This is a genomic window from Otariodibacter oris, from assembly GCF_009684715.1.
In the GTDB taxonomy this organism is placed as follows: Bacteria; Pseudomonadota; Gammaproteobacteria; order Enterobacterales; family Pasteurellaceae; genus Otariodibacter; species Otariodibacter oris.
This window is the reverse complement of sequence record NZ_CP016604.1, coordinates 875,732-891,814: the sequence shown is the minus strand read 5'-3', so window position 1 is coordinate 891,814 and position 16,083 is coordinate 875,732. Positions and strand designations below refer to the sequence as shown.

At 35.5% G+C, this 16,083-nt stretch carries 13 protein-coding genes and 2 riboswitches; of the genes, 8 read left to right on the top strand and 5 right to left on the bottom strand.

Features of this window, described 5'->3' with window-relative positions:
• Position 1 precedes the first annotated feature (1 nt).
• From A6A10_RS04050 to hemC, 3 genes are read right to left on the bottom strand one after another with little or no spacing between them, the layout of a single operon-like run.
• Positions 2 to 1,393 carry a uroporphyrinogen-III C-methyltransferase gene (locus A6A10_RS04050; RefSeq protein WP_121121725.1) on the bottom strand — a complete coding sequence of 464 codons (1,392 nt, stop codon included), beginning with the start codon at positions 1,391 to 1,393 and terminating at the stop codon, positions 2 to 4.
• A 30-nt stretch (positions 1,394 to 1,423) separates the two neighbouring features.
• Positions 1,424 to 2,176, bottom strand: coding sequence for a uroporphyrinogen-III synthase (locus A6A10_RS04045; protein WP_121121727.1), 753 nt, complete (start codon positions 2,174 to 2,176; stop codon positions 1,424 to 1,426).
• Positions 2,177 to 2,179: 3 nt separating this feature from the next.
• Positions 2,180 to 3,106 carry a hydroxymethylbilane synthase gene (hemC, locus tag A6A10_RS04040; protein ID WP_121122285.1) on the bottom strand — a complete coding sequence of 309 codons (927 nt, stop codon included), beginning with the start codon at positions 3,104 to 3,106 and terminating at the stop codon, positions 2,180 to 2,182.
• A gap of 171 nt (positions 3,107 to 3,277) precedes the next feature.
• Positions 3,278 to 3,363, top strand: a riboswitch (glycine riboswitch).
• A gap of 2 nt (positions 3,364 to 3,365) precedes the next feature.
• A riboswitch (glycine riboswitch) is annotated at positions 3,366 to 3,506 on the top strand.
• Positions 3,507 to 3,629: 123 nt separating this feature from the next.
• Between hemC and A6A10_RS04035 the strand changes: the two genes are divergently transcribed.
• Positions 3,630 to 5,000 carry an alanine/glycine:cation symporter family protein gene (locus A6A10_RS04035; protein ID WP_121121729.1) on the top strand — a complete coding sequence of 457 codons (1,371 nt, stop codon included), beginning with the start codon at positions 3,630 to 3,632 and terminating at the stop codon, positions 4,998 to 5,000.
• A gap of 92 nt (positions 5,001 to 5,092) precedes the next feature.
• On the opposite strand, the gene A6A10_RS04030 is transcribed toward A6A10_RS04035, so the two are convergent.
• The gene (locus A6A10_RS04030; protein ID WP_121121731.1) at positions 5,093 to 5,848 is read right to left on the bottom strand and encodes a class I SAM-dependent methyltransferase; all 756 of its coding nucleotides are present in this window, start codon (positions 5,846 to 5,848) and stop codon (positions 5,093 to 5,095) included.
• Positions 5,849 to 6,102: 254 nt separating this feature from the next.
• Here A6A10_RS04030 and queF point away from each other — a divergent pair, with 254 nt between their 5' ends.
• The 3 genes from queF to pta all read left to right on the top strand — a co-directional run bounded on the left by queF (position 6,103) and on the right by pta (position 10,641).
• Entirely contained in the window at positions 6,103 to 6,942 is an 840-nt protein-coding gene (gene queF, locus A6A10_RS04025; RefSeq protein WP_121121733.1) for an NADPH-dependent 7-cyano-7-deazaguanine reductase QueF, read from the top strand.
• A gap of 281 nt (positions 6,943 to 7,223) precedes the next feature.
• Positions 7,224 to 8,426: an acetate kinase gene (locus A6A10_RS04020; protein WP_121121735.1), complete on the top strand. Its 1,203-nt coding sequence runs from the start codon at positions 7,224 to 7,226 to the stop codon at positions 8,424 to 8,426.
• A 79-nt stretch (positions 8,427 to 8,505) separates the two neighbouring features.
• Positions 8,506 to 10,641: a phosphate acetyltransferase gene (gene pta, locus A6A10_RS04015; protein ID WP_121121737.1), complete on the top strand. Its 2,136-nt coding sequence runs from the start codon at positions 8,506 to 8,508 to the stop codon at positions 10,639 to 10,641.
• A 106-nt stretch (positions 10,642 to 10,747) separates the two neighbouring features.
• Here pta and argF read toward each other — a convergent pair whose 3' ends face one another.
• Positions 10,748 to 11,761, bottom strand: coding sequence for an ornithine carbamoyltransferase (argF, locus tag A6A10_RS04010; protein WP_121121739.1), 1,014 nt, complete (start codon positions 11,759 to 11,761; stop codon positions 10,748 to 10,750).
• Positions 11,762 to 11,948: 187 nt separating this feature from the next.
• On the opposite strand from argF, the gene rhlB reads away from it, so the two are divergent.
• The 4 genes from rhlB to A6A10_RS03990 all read left to right on the top strand — a co-directional run bounded on the left by rhlB (position 11,949) and on the right by A6A10_RS03990 (position 15,652).
• Complete coding sequence (rhlB, locus tag A6A10_RS04005; protein WP_121121741.1) at positions 11,949 to 13,187, top strand: ATP-dependent RNA helicase RhlB; 1,239 nt, start codon at positions 11,949 to 11,951, stop codon at positions 13,185 to 13,187.
• A gap of 66 nt (positions 13,188 to 13,253) precedes the next feature.
• A complete protein-coding gene (locus A6A10_RS04000) occupies positions 13,254 to 13,577 on the top strand; it encodes a hypothetical protein (RefSeq protein WP_121121743.1) in 324 nt (107 codons plus the stop codon).
• Positions 13,578 to 13,623: 46 nt separating this feature from the next.
• Positions 13,624 to 15,111 (top strand): helicase HerA-like C-terminal domain-containing protein, encoded by a 1,488-nt coding sequence (locus A6A10_RS03995; protein WP_121121745.1) that lies wholly within the window; start codon positions 13,624 to 13,626, stop codon positions 15,109 to 15,111.
• Positions 15,092 to 15,652, top strand: coding sequence for a DUF1697 domain-containing protein (locus A6A10_RS03990; RefSeq protein ID WP_211327973.1), 561 nt, complete (start codon positions 15,092 to 15,094; stop codon positions 15,650 to 15,652). The genes A6A10_RS03995 and A6A10_RS03990 overlap by 20 nt, the downstream gene beginning before the upstream one ends.
• Positions 15,653 to 16,083 lie beyond the last annotated feature (431 nt).

The window sequence follows — 16,083 nt, the reverse complement described above, 5'->3', positions numbered from 1 at the left end:
TTTATTTCTCCTCTTGTGCTGATTCTTCATTTACTGGTTGCTCAGTCGCTGAGGATGAATCGTTTTTTTGTTGCTCTTGAACCTCTGAACCCCCATCTAATTCTTTATCAACTTCAAGATTAACCTTTTCTATTGACGATGAATCTTTATCAAGGGTTTTATCTAACAAAGTTAAACTTCTTAAGGTACTTGGTGCATCAATATAAATTGATTGATCCATTAAAGATTCAAGTTCATTCAAGAAACTCTTGACCGTTGTATTATTTACATCAAAATAACTTCTTACCCAAGTACTCACCATACCTAATGAACGTTTATAAAGATCATTTTGCTGACGAGGTACTGCTAATAATGCTATTTGTAAACGTAAACGAATATTTTCACGTAAATAAATTTCTTGATTTGGCGCAATGAAAACCTTATCTGTCGCTTTATTTTTATCACTTACACGAATAAAACGATTTAAGAATGAATTCGCACTCTTTTCAAGATTCTTTTCCCAATCTTCAATAGAGTCACTTACATCACCATTATCAACTAAATTAGGATCTGTGGTATCCAACATTGGCATATCATCTAACATATTTGCCAATTGCCCTAAGCGTTGCATGATACTATTTTGATCAACGCTATTAATATTTGATAGCTGATTTAAATCAGTTTTAATCGCTTCTCTTATTGTAAATACTTTAGGATCTGTTGTTTGACTTAAAACATTATCAGCTTCAACTAACAAATTTTTTGTTGTTTCAATGTCATTATCTAAAACCATTTTACGTAATGCATTATTCAACAAGAAGTCTGCATCAGATAATAGTACGAGTGACTTACTCTTCTCTGGTAAGCTGACAACTTTCTCTAACTGTGATTGTAATCCAGTAATTTGTTGGCTATAAGTATCTTGAGTTCTTTCTAGTTGAGCGATTTTATCTAATGCTTTTTGATAATCACCTGATAACTTTGAAATTTTAGCTTGTTCACTTTCCAAAGATCGTAAGACGGTATCAGCTGAAGAACTACTATTAGTAGTTGCAGAAACAGATTCTTTAACTTGCCCTACACTTTGCTGTAAAGCTTGTATCTGTTGTTGGACTTCGGAATATTTTTGGCTTACGCAATAATAACCTACTCCACCAACACCTAATGCAACCAATAAAGCCAAGATCGCGATCGCCTTACCTCCTGATTTTTGTTTTTTTTCAGGTTCTATAGGTTGAGCTTCATTAAGATCGACTCTCTTTTTAGATGCGTCAACACTCTTATCTAATGCTTCTTTGATATCATCGGCGGAGTTGACATCAGGCTCCTCCACAATCATGTCTGAAGCCATTGATTCCACATCTTGAGTTTGCTCTGAATCAATCATTTTCTGTTTTTTAGTCTGTTTCGACATAGTTCCCACCTATTTTATGTAAGTTAAGACTTATTCTTTGTTTAAAATCGTATTCAATAAGCTCTGATTATCTGCATTATATGAAATGGCTATATGATCTACCATCCACCCTAGTTTTTCCGCTTCTTTTGCAATTCTAGGACTAACAACAATTAATTTGCAATTAAGTAACCAATCATGATCTATCTTTTGTGTAAATTCAACTAACATGTTCAAAATTTCCACACTAGTTACCACAATTGTATCAATTCCAGCCCTTTTTGATAAACTTAACCTCTGTTTAAGCTCATCATTTAATCCTATGCGTCGGTAACATTCAAGTGATTGAACCACTGCTCCTCGGCTAATGGCTTCATTTGCAAAATAATCTCTACCAGTATCTGCTCGTAATATAACTATATTTTTATCAGATAATATTTGCATTTCAGGCAAATCCAATAATCCTTCACTCGTTTCTGAAACTATTGGATAGCGAACAGCTCTGCCGATTTTACCAGCAAAATATGCTGCTGACATTTTTCCTACTGCAAAATAATGTAAATCACCTCGCCAAGAAAATCCCGTATCAGATAAAGTACGCGTAGCAAAATCAATCGCATTTTTAGACACGGCGAAGACATAATCACCTGACTTTAATCTAGATAAGATAGAAGGAAGCTGAGTTAACTCTTTTCCTACCTCTACAGTAAATAAAGGCTGTTGAATTGCAAAAATATTTTCTTTTTCCAATAATTCAACTAGCTGTTTACCTCTAATATCTGGACGAGTGACTAATACATTCATAAATTAATCTTGATAAACTTCCTTTAAAATTTTGTCAGCGCCTTGGGCTAATAATTTATCAGCAACATTCATACCTAATTGCTCTGCACTATTTAGTGACGCTATACCATCAGCCTGAATAATAGAAGATCCATCTAATGAGCCCACCAATGCCTTCAAATAAATTTTATTATCTTTTAATTCAGCAAATCCACCTATTGGCACTTGACATCCACCTTGCAAACGAGCATTCATAGCCCGTTCTGCAATAACTCGGCAAGCGGTTTCTGGATGATGAAGCACACGAAGATATTTCAAAACACGTTCATCATTTTCTCTTGTTTCAATCCCGACTGCACCTTGTCCGACTGCTGGTAAAGATTGTTCAATAGAAAGAAAACTGGCTACTCGCTCTTCTAATCCCAAACGAATTAGTCCCGCAGAGGCAAGAATGATAGCATCATACTCACCATTATCTAATTTACTCAATCGAGTCCCCACATTACCTCGTAATGATTTAACGATTAAATGAGGATATCTAGCCATAATTTGACATTGACGACGTAAACTAGAAGTGCCAACAATTGCTCCTTCAGGTAATTCATCTAATGATTTATAACTATTGGATACAAAAGCATCTCTTGGATCTTCTCGCTCACAAATGATAGCTAACCCTAATCCATCAGGAAAATTCATCGGAACATCTTTCATTGAATGTACAGCTAAATCTGCTCGATTCTCTAATAAAGCTAATTCCAATTCTTTAACAAATAATCCTTTACCACCAATTTTTGCTAATGGTGTATCAAGAATAATGTCACCTTTAGTCACCATTGTCACCAATTCAACAGAGAGTTCTGGAAAGTGTTTTTCTAAAGCATTTTTGACAAAATTTGCTTGCCATAACGCTAATGGGCTTTGACGAGTTGCAATGCGTAAGGTTTCTTTCATCTGGATTATTGGTGACATTGAATTAAAAAATTTTCTTTATCCTACCATTATTTTTAGGATTCTGCCAAAACATATCAAGCTAAATTGCTGATACAAAACACAGTTACTCTTGACGATTTTTATATAGTTGTTAAAATTCGCACCTCTTTTTTATAAAAGAGATCAGTTCGGATGAAGATAGCTGGAGAGTGGAGAAATGACTCTACACCGACGAGGAAAAATCTTTCAGGTGCAACAGCAAGGACAGCTATTGGACGAACCCTTGGAGAGATCCAATCTAAGCTAAGTAGCTAAGTAAGAGAATTAGTTGCAGTTAGCAATAGAAAGTGGACGCCGAAGGCGCAAGTTATTTTATGTTCAACCCATAAAATAGTGAAACGCTCAGGCAAAAGGACAGGGGAGAAAAGTGAAATTCAAAAAATAAAAGCGTGTACGATTTTGCAAAAAACAAGCAAGAACTTACCGCTTGTTGTCCATTCTACTTTTCTTTCCTTGTAAGCAGTTTTTACGAGGAACAAAATCAATGTCAATCGACTCAATTCTTAATTCAATAGACAATATTGTGTGGGGTGCCCCGCTTATTATCTTACTCTCTGGAGTAGGCGTTTATTTCACTATCCAATTAAAATTACTTCAATTTATCCATTTACCTAAAGCCTTTGTTTATATGTTTAAACCTGAAAAAGGCAAGAATCAATCTGGCGATATTTCGGCTTTTGCAGCACTTTCTACTGCAATCGCTGCCACCATTGGTACAGGAAATATAATTGGAGTAGCGACAGCAATCCAAGCGGGTGGACCTGGTGCTTTATTTTGGATGTGGCTAATAGCCTTATTTGGCATGGCAACCAAATATGCTGAATCCATGCTTGCGCTTAAATTTAGAACAAAGGATAAAGATGGATTTATCGCCGGTGGACCAATGTATTACATTGAACTTGGTATGGGTCAAAAATGGAAATGGTTAGCAAAACTGTTTGCCATCTTTGGTGTGCTAGTCGCGCTATTTGGAATTGGTACCTTTCCTCAAGTAAATGGAATCACAGCAGCATTAAATGACACATTCAATATTCCTATTTCAATCACAGCAATCGTCCTCACCGTCATCGTTGCTGCGATTATTCTTGGTGGTGTGAAACGTATTTCTAAAATCGCAAGCGTAATCGTACCATTTATGGCGATTGCCTATGTCTGTGCATCTCTACTTATTTTAGGATTAAATTTTGACAAATTACCAAGTACTCTTCTATTTATTGTTGAAGCCGCATTTAATCCTGAATCTGCTATCGGTGGAGCATTAGGATTCACTGTAATGCAAGCTATTCAATCTGGTGTAGCAAGAGGGATCTTCTCAAATGAAGCAGGGCTAGGTAGTGCACCAATCGCTGCTGCAGCAGCACATACCAATGAGCCAGTACGTCAAGGTTTAATCTCAATGACGGGAACATTCCTTGATACTATCATCGTTTGTACAATGACAGGTCTAGTGATTGTTTTAACAGGTACATGGCAAGGTGCGGAAGAAGGTGCAGCCCTAACTAACCTTGCTTATTCACAAGGACTTGCAAGCTCAGTCGGGGCATTAATTGTAACGATTGGTTTAGTTTTCTTTGCCTTTACGACTATTCTTGGTTGGTGCTATTACGGAGAACGTTGTTTCGTTTATTTATCAGGTGGCAGAACCAAAGGAATTAAACTCTATCGTATCGTATTTATCTGTTTAATTGCTGTTGCCCCGTTCATTCAACTCAGCACAATTTGGATACTTGCTGATATTTTTAATGGACTAATGGCATTCCCGAACTTAGTTGCACTAGTTGGTTTGCGTCATATTGTTGTTGCGGAAACAAGAAGTTATTTTGATAGATTAAAACAAGGATTAATTGAGGGATAAGTTAATAACTCCTGAAAATACGAGCGGTGAGTTCAGTATTAAATATTGCAAATTTTAAGACTGAACTCACCGCTATCTATTTATTATTAAAATTATTTTTTACTGCACACTGCAATAAAATTCAATTTTTTATTGGGATCATTAAAAATCTTAAACATCTTTTTAAAGATCGGGAAATTTTCTGATTTCAATGCATTTTTAATGATCTTCATCGTTCCCGCTAAACCTTCATCTCGAATCATTCCCGTCGGAGATAATAAGGTCATATCACCCGAAAAACTTTCTATATCTGAAAAGCCTTCATTTTTGAATAAAGATTGCCAATCTGTTTTTGTGAGCGGACTCACGGTTGTATTGATCGCAGCTCTCAATTCTTGAATGATATTTTCATCTGCATTTTCAGTTAGCATCACATCGTGAGTAAGCAAAACTCCATTGGGTTTTAATACTCGATAATATTCCTGAATCGCTTTACTTTTTGCTGGCACTGGCAGCATTGTGAGCATTGCTTCATTGATAACAACATCAAAAGTATTATCCTCAAAAGGCAATTTCATCGCATTGGCTCTTTGCACATGAATTTTATCGTCTAATCCATTTTGACTAATATTTTTACGTGCTTTTTCTAGCGCATTCTCGTCTAAATCCACCCCTTCAATATGACAGCCAAACTGTTTAGCAAGACCAATTGCCGTTGTCCCCATATTACAAGCGACTTCTAAAATTTTCTTATCAGCAGAAAATTGCCCCTGTTGGATCAACCAATCTGTTGCTTTCTTACCACCGGGGCGTAACCGAGTTTTACCTAATCTAGCAAGAAAATTATGTCCAACTTCATCTTTTTTCATACTCTACCCTTCTAAAAATAGTTGACTAAATTTATCAGGTATTATACTTCACAAAAAATATACGTATTTTTAACTAAATCAAAATTATTCGAAATATTAAGGAATACAAATAGCCTGAATAAGCGATCGTTTAATAGGAATGAAATTATTTAATCAAAAATTAATTTTAAAAGCATGCTATAATTAGCATTATATATTAATATGTGAGCTTTCGCTGTATTTCATAATTCAACTCTGACACAGAAAGACAACTTATGGATTATCAAGATAAAAGCCTAACGGCATTAAAATTAGGGCAATCAACAGAATACGCAACAAGCTATAATCCCCAACTATTACAAGGTGTGCCTCGACAATTAAATCGTGATCAGCTTGGCATAACAGCACAGCAACCATTCACAAAGGGTGTCGATTTATGGACTGCCTATGAAATCTCTTGGCTTAATAGCAAAGGTGTTCCTCAAGTGGCGATTGCCGATATTTTTATTGATTACACGAGCAAAAATTTAATTGAATCCAAAAGTTTTAAACTCTATTTGAACAGTTTTAATCAGACAAAATTTACTAGTTTTCAGGAAGTGCAAGCGACAATACAAACCGACTTATCGCTCTGTGCAGAAGGAAAAGTTGAAGTTATCTTAAAACGCTTAGATCAATATCAATCAGAACAGATTGCTCATTTCAGCGGTCAATGTATTGATTCACAAGATATTGAAATAGCAAATTACGAGTTTGATCGTCATATTCTTGCAAATGGTACTAGTGATCATATTATTGAAGAAACCTTAGTGAGCCATTTGTTGAAATCAAACTGTTTGATTACAAACCAACCCGATTGGGGAAGTATACAAATTCACTATGTTGGTAAGCAAATCGATCAAGAAAAATTATTACGCTATCTTGTTTCTTTTAGACAGCATAATGAATTTCACGAGCAATGTGTCGAAAGAATTTTTTGCGATTTAATGGAGTTTGCTCACCCCGAGAAGCTAACTGTCTATGCTCGCTATACTCGCAGAGGTGGATTAGATATCAACCCATTTCGCTCCAATTTTGAACAAGCACCAACGAATGTGAGACTTGCTAGACAATAAATTGACATAAAGCGGTAGGTTAATTAGTACTTTTTGTAAAAAATATTTTTTAACAGACCGCTTGCATTAAAGAAAATGATGCCAATATCAGTGTTCATATAGCAATCAAATTATTGTTCTTATCCTTTATATTTGTTGCTAATTTGTTAAAATTTGATGTATTTCAATCTTTTAATTTGTTAGTAATTTATTTTAAACAACAAAAAGTGTATTCTATACAAAGTCTTTACACATTCATCAATGTGTCTATTTAATTCAATTAACATCAGGTATTTTTTATTATGTCTAAAAATTTAGTACTTATCTTAAACTGTGGTAGTTCATCACTTAAATTTGCCATCCTAGATCCAGCAACAGGTGATGAAAAATTATCAGGTTTAGCTGAGAATTTTAATCTTGATGATGCTCGCATCAAATGGAAATTAAATGGAGAAAAAGGTGCGGCTGATCTTGGTGCTGGTGCAGCTCACAGCGAAGCGTTAAGTTATATTGTTTCAAATATTTTAACACCAGAATTAAAAGATGCTATTGGTGCCATCGGACATCGTATCGTTCATGGTGGAGAGAAATATACTGCATCAACAATTGTAACAAATGAAGTTATTAAAGGAATTGAAGAAGCTGCTGAATTTGCACCGCTTCATAATCCAGCTCATTTAATTGGTATTAAAGAAGCATTTAAAGCATTCCCCGAACTTAAAGAAAAAAATGTTGTAGTATTCGATACAGCCTTCCATCAAACTATGCCTGAAAAAGCATATCTATATGCATTACCTTACTCTCTCTATAAGGAACATGGAGTTCGCCGTTATGGTATGCACGGAACTAGCCACTATTTCATCAGCCATGAAATCACAAAAGCACTAAATATTGAAGCAGACAAAGCTAATATCATTACTTGTCACTTAGGAAATGGTGCTTCAGTTGCTGCAATCAGTAATGGTAAATGTATTGATACATCAATGGGCTTTACTCCCCTTGAAGGCTTAGTAATGGGGACTCGTTCGGGCGATTTAGATCCTGCAATTATCTTCTATATGCACAATACATTAGGTATGTCTGTTGAAGAAATTGAAAAAACATTAGTTAAAAAATCAGGATTACTTGGTTTAACTGAAGTGACCAGTGACTGTCGTTATGCTGAAGATAACTATGATGAAAAAGTCGAAGCAAAACGTGCTATGGATGTATTCTGCTATCGTTTAGCTAAATATATTGGTTCTTACATGGCTATCATTGGTGATCATCTAGATGCAATTGTATTCACAGGTGGAATCGGTGAAAACTCATCAAAAGTTAGAGAACTAGCCCTTAATCATTTAAAACTTTTCGGTATTAAAGTAGATGATGAGAAAAATTTAGCAGCACGTTTTGGCAAATCAGGCGAAATTACTGCTGATGATTCTACTTATCGTGCGTTTGTTATTCCAACAAATGAAGAGCTTGTTATTGCTCAAGATACAGCTGAATTAGTGCTTAAATAAGACTCCATACTCATAACCTGCCTTATGGCAGGTTTTTAATTTATTTACATACTATAACTTAATCTTTATTGGAAATATTATGTCAAGAACAATTATCTTAATTCCTACTACAACAGGTGTTGGTTTAACAAGTGTAAGCTTAGGGCTTGTTCATGCACTTGAACAAAAAGGTGCTAAAGTTGGTTTTTTAAAACCTATCGCTCAACCATTGAGTGGTGAAGATACTTTAGATCGTTCAACTTCAATTATCCGCTCTGCTCAATCAACAGAAACGGGCGAACCATTTATGTTAAGTGCAGCAGAATCACTTATTGGCCAAAACCAATCTGATGTTTTGTTAGAAAAAATTGTTGAACGTTATGAGCAACTTGCAAAAAACAATGAAATTGTGGTTATCGAAGGATTAATTCCGACTCGCAAAAATTCATACGCAAACAGCATTAACTATGAAATTGCACAAACATTAGATGCCGAAATTGTTTTAGTGACTGCACCTGGTGCTGATAAACCATCAGAATTAAAAGAACGTATTGAAGCAACTGCATCTGAGTTTGGCGGACGTAATAATCCAAATTTACTTGGTGTTATCATTAATAAATTTAACGCTCCAGTGGACGAATCTGGAAGAACACGCCCAGATCTCACTGAGATTTTTGATTCATTTCAACACACAACCAATACAGTAAATGATGTTGAGAACTTATTCATTAAGAGCCCAATTAAACTATTAGCATGTATCCCATGGAATTCAGATTTAATTGCTACGCGTGCTATTGACTTGGCTAAACATTTACAAGCTTCTATTATTAATGAAGGCGAACTCCAGTCTCGTCGTATTCGCGGTATTACATTCTGTGCAAGAAGCCTTCCTAATATGGTAGATCACTTCAAAGCTGGAAGCTTATTAGTAACTTCAGCAGATAGACCTGATGTAATTGTGGCTGCATCATTGGCTGCAATGAATGGCGTTGAATTAGGTGCAATTCTCCTTACTGGTGGCTACAAAATCGATTCTCAAATTGCAAAACTTTGCCAAAGAGCGTTTGAAACAGGTTTACCTGTTTTCCGTTCAGAAGGCAATACATGGCAAACTTCATTAAGTTTACAAAGCTTTAGCTTAGAAGTACCCGTTGATGATAAAGAACGTATTGCAGCAATTAAACAATATGTTTCAGAACAAATTGATGCTCAATTCATTGATTCACTCTCCCATGGTGCAATTAGAGCAAGACGCTTATCACCAGCAGCATTCCGTTATCAATTAACTGAATTTGCACGTGCGGCGAAAAAACGTATTGTATTACCAGAAGGTGATGAACCCCGCACAGTAAAAGCAGCGGTATTATGTGCTGAAAAAGGCATTGCTGAATGTATTCTTCTTGCGAATCCTGAAGAAGTTCAACGCGTAGCAGAAGCTCAAGGTGTTGAATTAGGTGCTGGTATTACTATTATTGATCCTGCAACTGTACGTGATAACTATGTTGATCGCCTTGTAGAATTACGTAAAAATAAAGGTATGACAGAAGTTGTTGCTCGTGAGCAATTACAAGACAACGTAGTACTTGGTACTATGATGCTTGAAGCGAATGAAGTCGATGGTTTAGTCTCTGGTGCAGTTCACACTACTGCAAATACTATTCGTCCACCAATGCAAATCATCAAAACTGCTCCAGGTAGCTCGATTGTTTCTTCAATCTTCTTTATGCTACTTCCAGATCAAGTTCTTGTATATGGTGACTGTGCAGTAAACCCAGATCCAACAGCAGAGCAATTAGCTGAAATTGCAATCCAATCTGCTGATTCAGCAAAATCTTTTGGTGTTGATCCTCGTGTTGCAATGATTTCTTACTCAACAGGCACTTCTGGCTCTGGTGCAGACGTAGAAAAAGTGGCTGAAGCAACTCGCTTGGCGAAAGAAAAACGCCCAGATCTTATCATTGATGGACCATTACAATATGATGCAGCGGTAATGGAAGATGTTGCCCGTTCTAAAGCACCAAACTCACCAGTTGCAGGTAAAGCAACCGTATTTATTTTCCCTGATTTAAATACAGGTAATACAACCTATAAAGCGGTACAACGTTCAGCTGACCTTGTTTCTATTGGTCCAATGCTTCAAGGTATGCGTAAACCAGTCAATGACTTGTCTCGTGGTGCTCTTGTAGATGATATTGTTTACACAATCGCATTAACTGCAATTCAGGCAACTCAATGATCATGTGACATTGAACAATATTAAGTTATAACTTTTATAGCGATATAAAATGCCAAAATACTGGCAGTACTTATTTTTATAATTACTGCCAGTGTTGTTCATATAACTAATTACCTAAAGTCGCAACCATCACCGCTTTAATGGTATGCATTCTATTCTCAGCCTCATCAAAAACAATTGAAGCGTCAGATTCAAAAACTTCATCTGTTACTTCTAATCCATTCATGCCATATTTCTCAGCAATTTCTTTACCAATCTTAGTTTGGTCATCATGAAAAGCAGGTAAACAGTGTAAGAATTTCACCTTTTTATTGCCTGTTAATTGCATAAGTTCTGCATTGACTTGATAAGGTTTCATTAGATTGATTCGCTCTTGCCACGCGGATTCCGGTTCCCCCATAGAAACCCATACATCCGTATAAACGAAATCCACATCTTTCACGCCTTCTGTAACATCTTCGGTACAAGTGATTTTTGCCCCAGTTTTCTTTGCCATCTCTGCAACTTCATCTAATAAAGCTTGTTCAGGGAAAAACTGTTTTGGTGCAACAAGACGCAGATCAATGCCCATTAATGCCGCTCCTTCAACAAATGAATTTCCCATATTGTTACGAGCATCGCCCAAGTAAGCGAGTTTCATTTGGTTTAACGGCTTATCACAATGCTCTTGCATTGTTAGAAAATCAGCTAAGATTTGAGTTGGGTGGAATTCATCCGTCAATCCATTCCAAACAGGCACACCTGAATAGTCCGCCAATGTTTGCACAAGTTCCTGCCCGTATCCACGATATTGAATACCGTCATACATTCTGCCTAATACACGAGCGGTATCTTTCATGGATTCTTTATGCCCAATTTGTGATCCACTTGGTCCAATATAGCTAACATTAGCTCCTTGATCGAAGGCCGCTACTTCAAAAGCACTGCGTGTTCTCGTGGAGCTTTTTTCAAAAATTAAGGCAATATTTTTACCTTTCATGGTTTGCATTTCTCGACCTGCTTTTTTATCTGCTTTTAATTTTGCAGATAGATCCAATAAATACTCAACTTCAGCTGGACTGAAATCCATTAAGCGTAAAAAATGGCGATTTTTTAAAGTGATATTACTCTCAAGTGTCATAAATACTCCCTAATTGAACAAATAGCAGGTTGAAATGTAGGAAGATTCTACTCAATTTATGCCATTTGTGGTATCTTTTCACAAATTTTCTATGCAAAAATGATTAGGTTTACAAGCGGTAACTTCTTCACTAAATTTTGCAAATTATTCACAACAACTCACCGCTTGCTAATCCAAGGAGAATATGATGTCTAAACATCTTACAGAACAACGATTTATTGATTTTCCTATTCAAGAAAGTGTCTTAGATGCTTTAGATAGTAAAAGTTTTGAATTTTGCACCCCTATTCAAGCAAAAACTCTACCTTATACATTGGCAGGTCAAGATATCGCAGGACAAGCACAGACAGGAACGGGAAAAACATTAGCGTTTCTAGTTGCTACATTTAATCACCTATTGAGTCATCCTATCGAGACAAAATCAAATCAACCTAAAGCATTGATATTAGCTCCTACACGAGAATTAGCGGTGCAAATTGCAGCAGATGCAGAAATGTTTACCCAACGTACTGGGCTAAATTTAGCTCTAGCCTATGGCGGAGATGGCTACGAAAAACAATTACATGCAATTGAAAAAGGTGTTGATATTCTAATCGGTACAACAGGGCGAGTGATTGATTATGTGAAGCAAAACATCATCAATTTAGATCAAATTCAAGTTGTTGTACTTGATGAAGCGGATAGAATGTTTGATTTAGGCTTTATCAAAGATATTCGCTATTTAATGCGTAAATGCCCAAAACCTGAATCTCGCTTAACTATGCTTTTCTCAGCAACGCTTTCCCATCGAGTAAGAGAATTAGCCTTTGAAGATATGCATAATGCGGAGTATGTTGAAATTGAGCCATTACAACGTACAGGTCATCGCATTAAAGAAGAGCTATTCTACCCATCTAATGAAGATAAAATGCCATTATTACTCACATTAATTGAGGAAGAATGGCCTGATCGCTGTATTATCTTCGCCAATACAAAACATAAGTGTGAAGATATTTGGCGTTACTTGAGTTCAGATGGACATCGTGTCGGATTATTGACGGGCGATGTTCCTCAGAAAAAACGTCTAACACTATTAGATGAATTTACACAGGGTAATCTTGATATTTTAGTGGCGACAGACGTTGCAGCGCGTGGTTTACATATCCCTGATGTCACCCATGTCTTTAATTACGATCTTCCTGATGATCGTGAAGATTATGTACATCGTATTGGGAGAACTGGTCGAGCGGGAGAAAGTGGTTCATCAATTAGTTTTGCTTGTGAACAATACGCAGTTAATTTACCTGCAATTGAAGAATATATTGGACATCCAATCCCTGTTAGCCAGTATAATAGCGAAGCGTTGTTAGCATTACCTAAACTACGTCGTTCAAAAACTCGCTCAACGCGTTTTAATACTAAAAGAACAAGGAACAGAAAAGCATAACCAATGTCTTATGCAAATAAATTAAAACAATAAACTATTTATGAGTTATATTTTTTAAGGATAAAAATGAAGTCAGCTCACGTTATTTTATTTATCACAACAACATTATTAATTGGTTGTAATAATTTTCTACCTGAAAACTACGTTAAAACTAATATTAACAATAGTCATGCCATAAATGCTATTGATCATAAGCGTATTAATACTACAGATTGTAAGGATGCTGATGATTGGTATCTTGATGGATATCGAGTAGGAAAATCATTTTCAACACAGAAAAAGGAAATGCTTGATCAACGCCTAGGATTTTGTCATTTAACCAGTAAAAAATTACCAAAGAAATTTAGAACAAACTGGGAGAAAGGTTTCTCTGTTGGGAGCAGAGGATAATAACGTACTACATAAAAAATAATCATGATTTAATCAAGGATTTCCGATGAACTACACAATAGCACAGACCAAAGACAATAAGAAACTTTCTTTAATTGCAAAAATGGCAAATCGCCATGGACTCATTGCAGGGGCAACAGGAACAGGTAAAACTGTTACATTACGTACTCTTGCTGAATCCTTTAGTTTAGATGGTGTACCTGTTTTTCTTGTAGATGTAAAGGGAGACTTATCTGGATTAATACAAGCGGGTAGTTTAACTGGAAAAGTTGCAGAAAGAATTGAACAATTTGAGTTAGGCGGTGAAGATTATTTATCTGGTTTTCCGGTTTCCTTTTGGGACGTTTTTGGTGAAACGGGGATTCCATTACGTACGACTATATCCGAAATGGGACCCATGCTACTCTCTCGCCTACTCAATTTGAATGATACTCAAGAAGGCTTATTGAATCTTGTCTTTCGTGTAGCTGATGATCAAGGATTATTACTTATTGATTTAAAAGATCTTCGTGCAATACTTCAATTTGTGGCAGAAAATGCAAAAACATTTCGCATAAAATATGGCAATGTTTCCGCAGCAAGCGTTGGAGCAATTCAAAGATCCTTACTGAGACTAGAAAATGAAGGGGCAACTAGTTTATTTGGTGAACCTGCTTTGGATTTAAATGATTGGATTCAAACTAATAATGGTCAAGGTGTCATTAACGTACTTAATGCCGAAAAACTTGTCAATTCACCTCAAATGTACGGAGCATTCCTTCTTTGGTTTATGGCGGAACTTTTTGAACAATTGCCTGAAGTTGGTGACCCTGATAAACCTAAATTTGTACTATTTTTTGATGAAGCTCATTTAATGTTTGATGAAGCACCAAAAGTATTAGTGGATAAAATTGAACAAGTGGTTCGCCTTATTCGTTCTAAAGGTGTAGGTGTTTATTTTGTGACTCAAAATCCTCTTGATTTACCAGACGGTGTATTGGGGCAATTAGGCAATCGCATTCAACATGCATTAAGAGCCTTTACACCTAGAGATCAAAAAGCAGTAAAATCAGCTGCGGAAACCTTTCGTTCTAATCCTAATATTAATGTGGTTGATGCAATTACCCAACTAGGAGTGGGAGAAGCCCTTGTCTCAACACTAGATGAAAAAGGGATGCCAACACCTGTTGAAATTGCTTATATCTATCCACCCAAAAGCCAATTACAACCGATTTCAGCACAAGAACGTCTCAATTTTGTTAAACAGGATGACCTTTATATCCATTATAGCCAATACATTGATAGTGAATCAGCCTTTGAAATTCTCACAAAACGACTTGATATGCAACAACAAGCAGAACAAAAAGAGAAAGAGAGTGAAAATAGCTTATTAGGTGGCATCCTAGGCAGTATTTTCGGTACCAAGAAAAAAAGCGAACAATCTGTAGCTGAAAAAATGGTAGGCAGTGTTGCTAAATCTGTCGGTCGTAATATACGAAATCAAGTCACTAGACAGATTATGCGAGGAATACTTGGTGCAATCAGTAGAAAATAATTATATACGGATCACCGCTCTACTAAGAGGTGTCACGCTTATAGGGAAAAATAAGATACCAAAAATGTCATATTTGATTGAAATACTAGAAGATGTAGGGTTTAAAAAGGTTAAAACCTATATTCAAAGTGGTAATATCATTTTAGACACAAACCTTCCACTAGCTGAAACGGCTCAACTTATTCATAAAACAATATATGAAAAGATAGATGCTGACCTAAGTGTTATTATTAAGGATAAATATCATTTCCTCAATGGTATTACTGATAACCCTTTTAGTGAAACTTATGATCGTTCGAGAATAAATTTAGTCTTTACTAACGATATCATTGATAGTAATGCATTAGCTCTATTAAAATCTAAACAATTTAAAGATGAACAATGTATTGTTACTCCTGAATGTATCTATCTTTACCTTCCACAAGATGGAAAGAAGAAAAGATTGAATACAAACTATCTTGAAAAGCACCTATCAATAACGGCTACTGCAAGAAGAATTAAGGTAATTGAAAAGTTAATAGATGTTTCTGAATCTATATAATTCATTATACAAAATAAATCACTGAATATTACATAATATTATAAGTAATTAAGATAATCTTATTCCTCTACAAACATCACCCTTATACTGAAATTTGGTATAATAAAACCATCTCGAAAGTATCACAATTACACAAAGTGTACAACAATCACACTATCAAAAAAATTATTTAATAACAATAAGTTATCATTAATACACCATCAATTTTCTACAAAAATAAACTTTTCTTTTGAGACTCAATAATCAAAAACATATTGTAAATTTATGAGGAGATTTAGCTACTTTTTATAGTCTTACAAATCTTTGAATATATTTCATATCGAAAAATAATTACATTTTGAATTAAAAAATCATTATTTTTAATATAATTAAACAAATTACCTTGTATTGACAATACATAAAGTATATTGACACTTTGCTATAATTTTGAC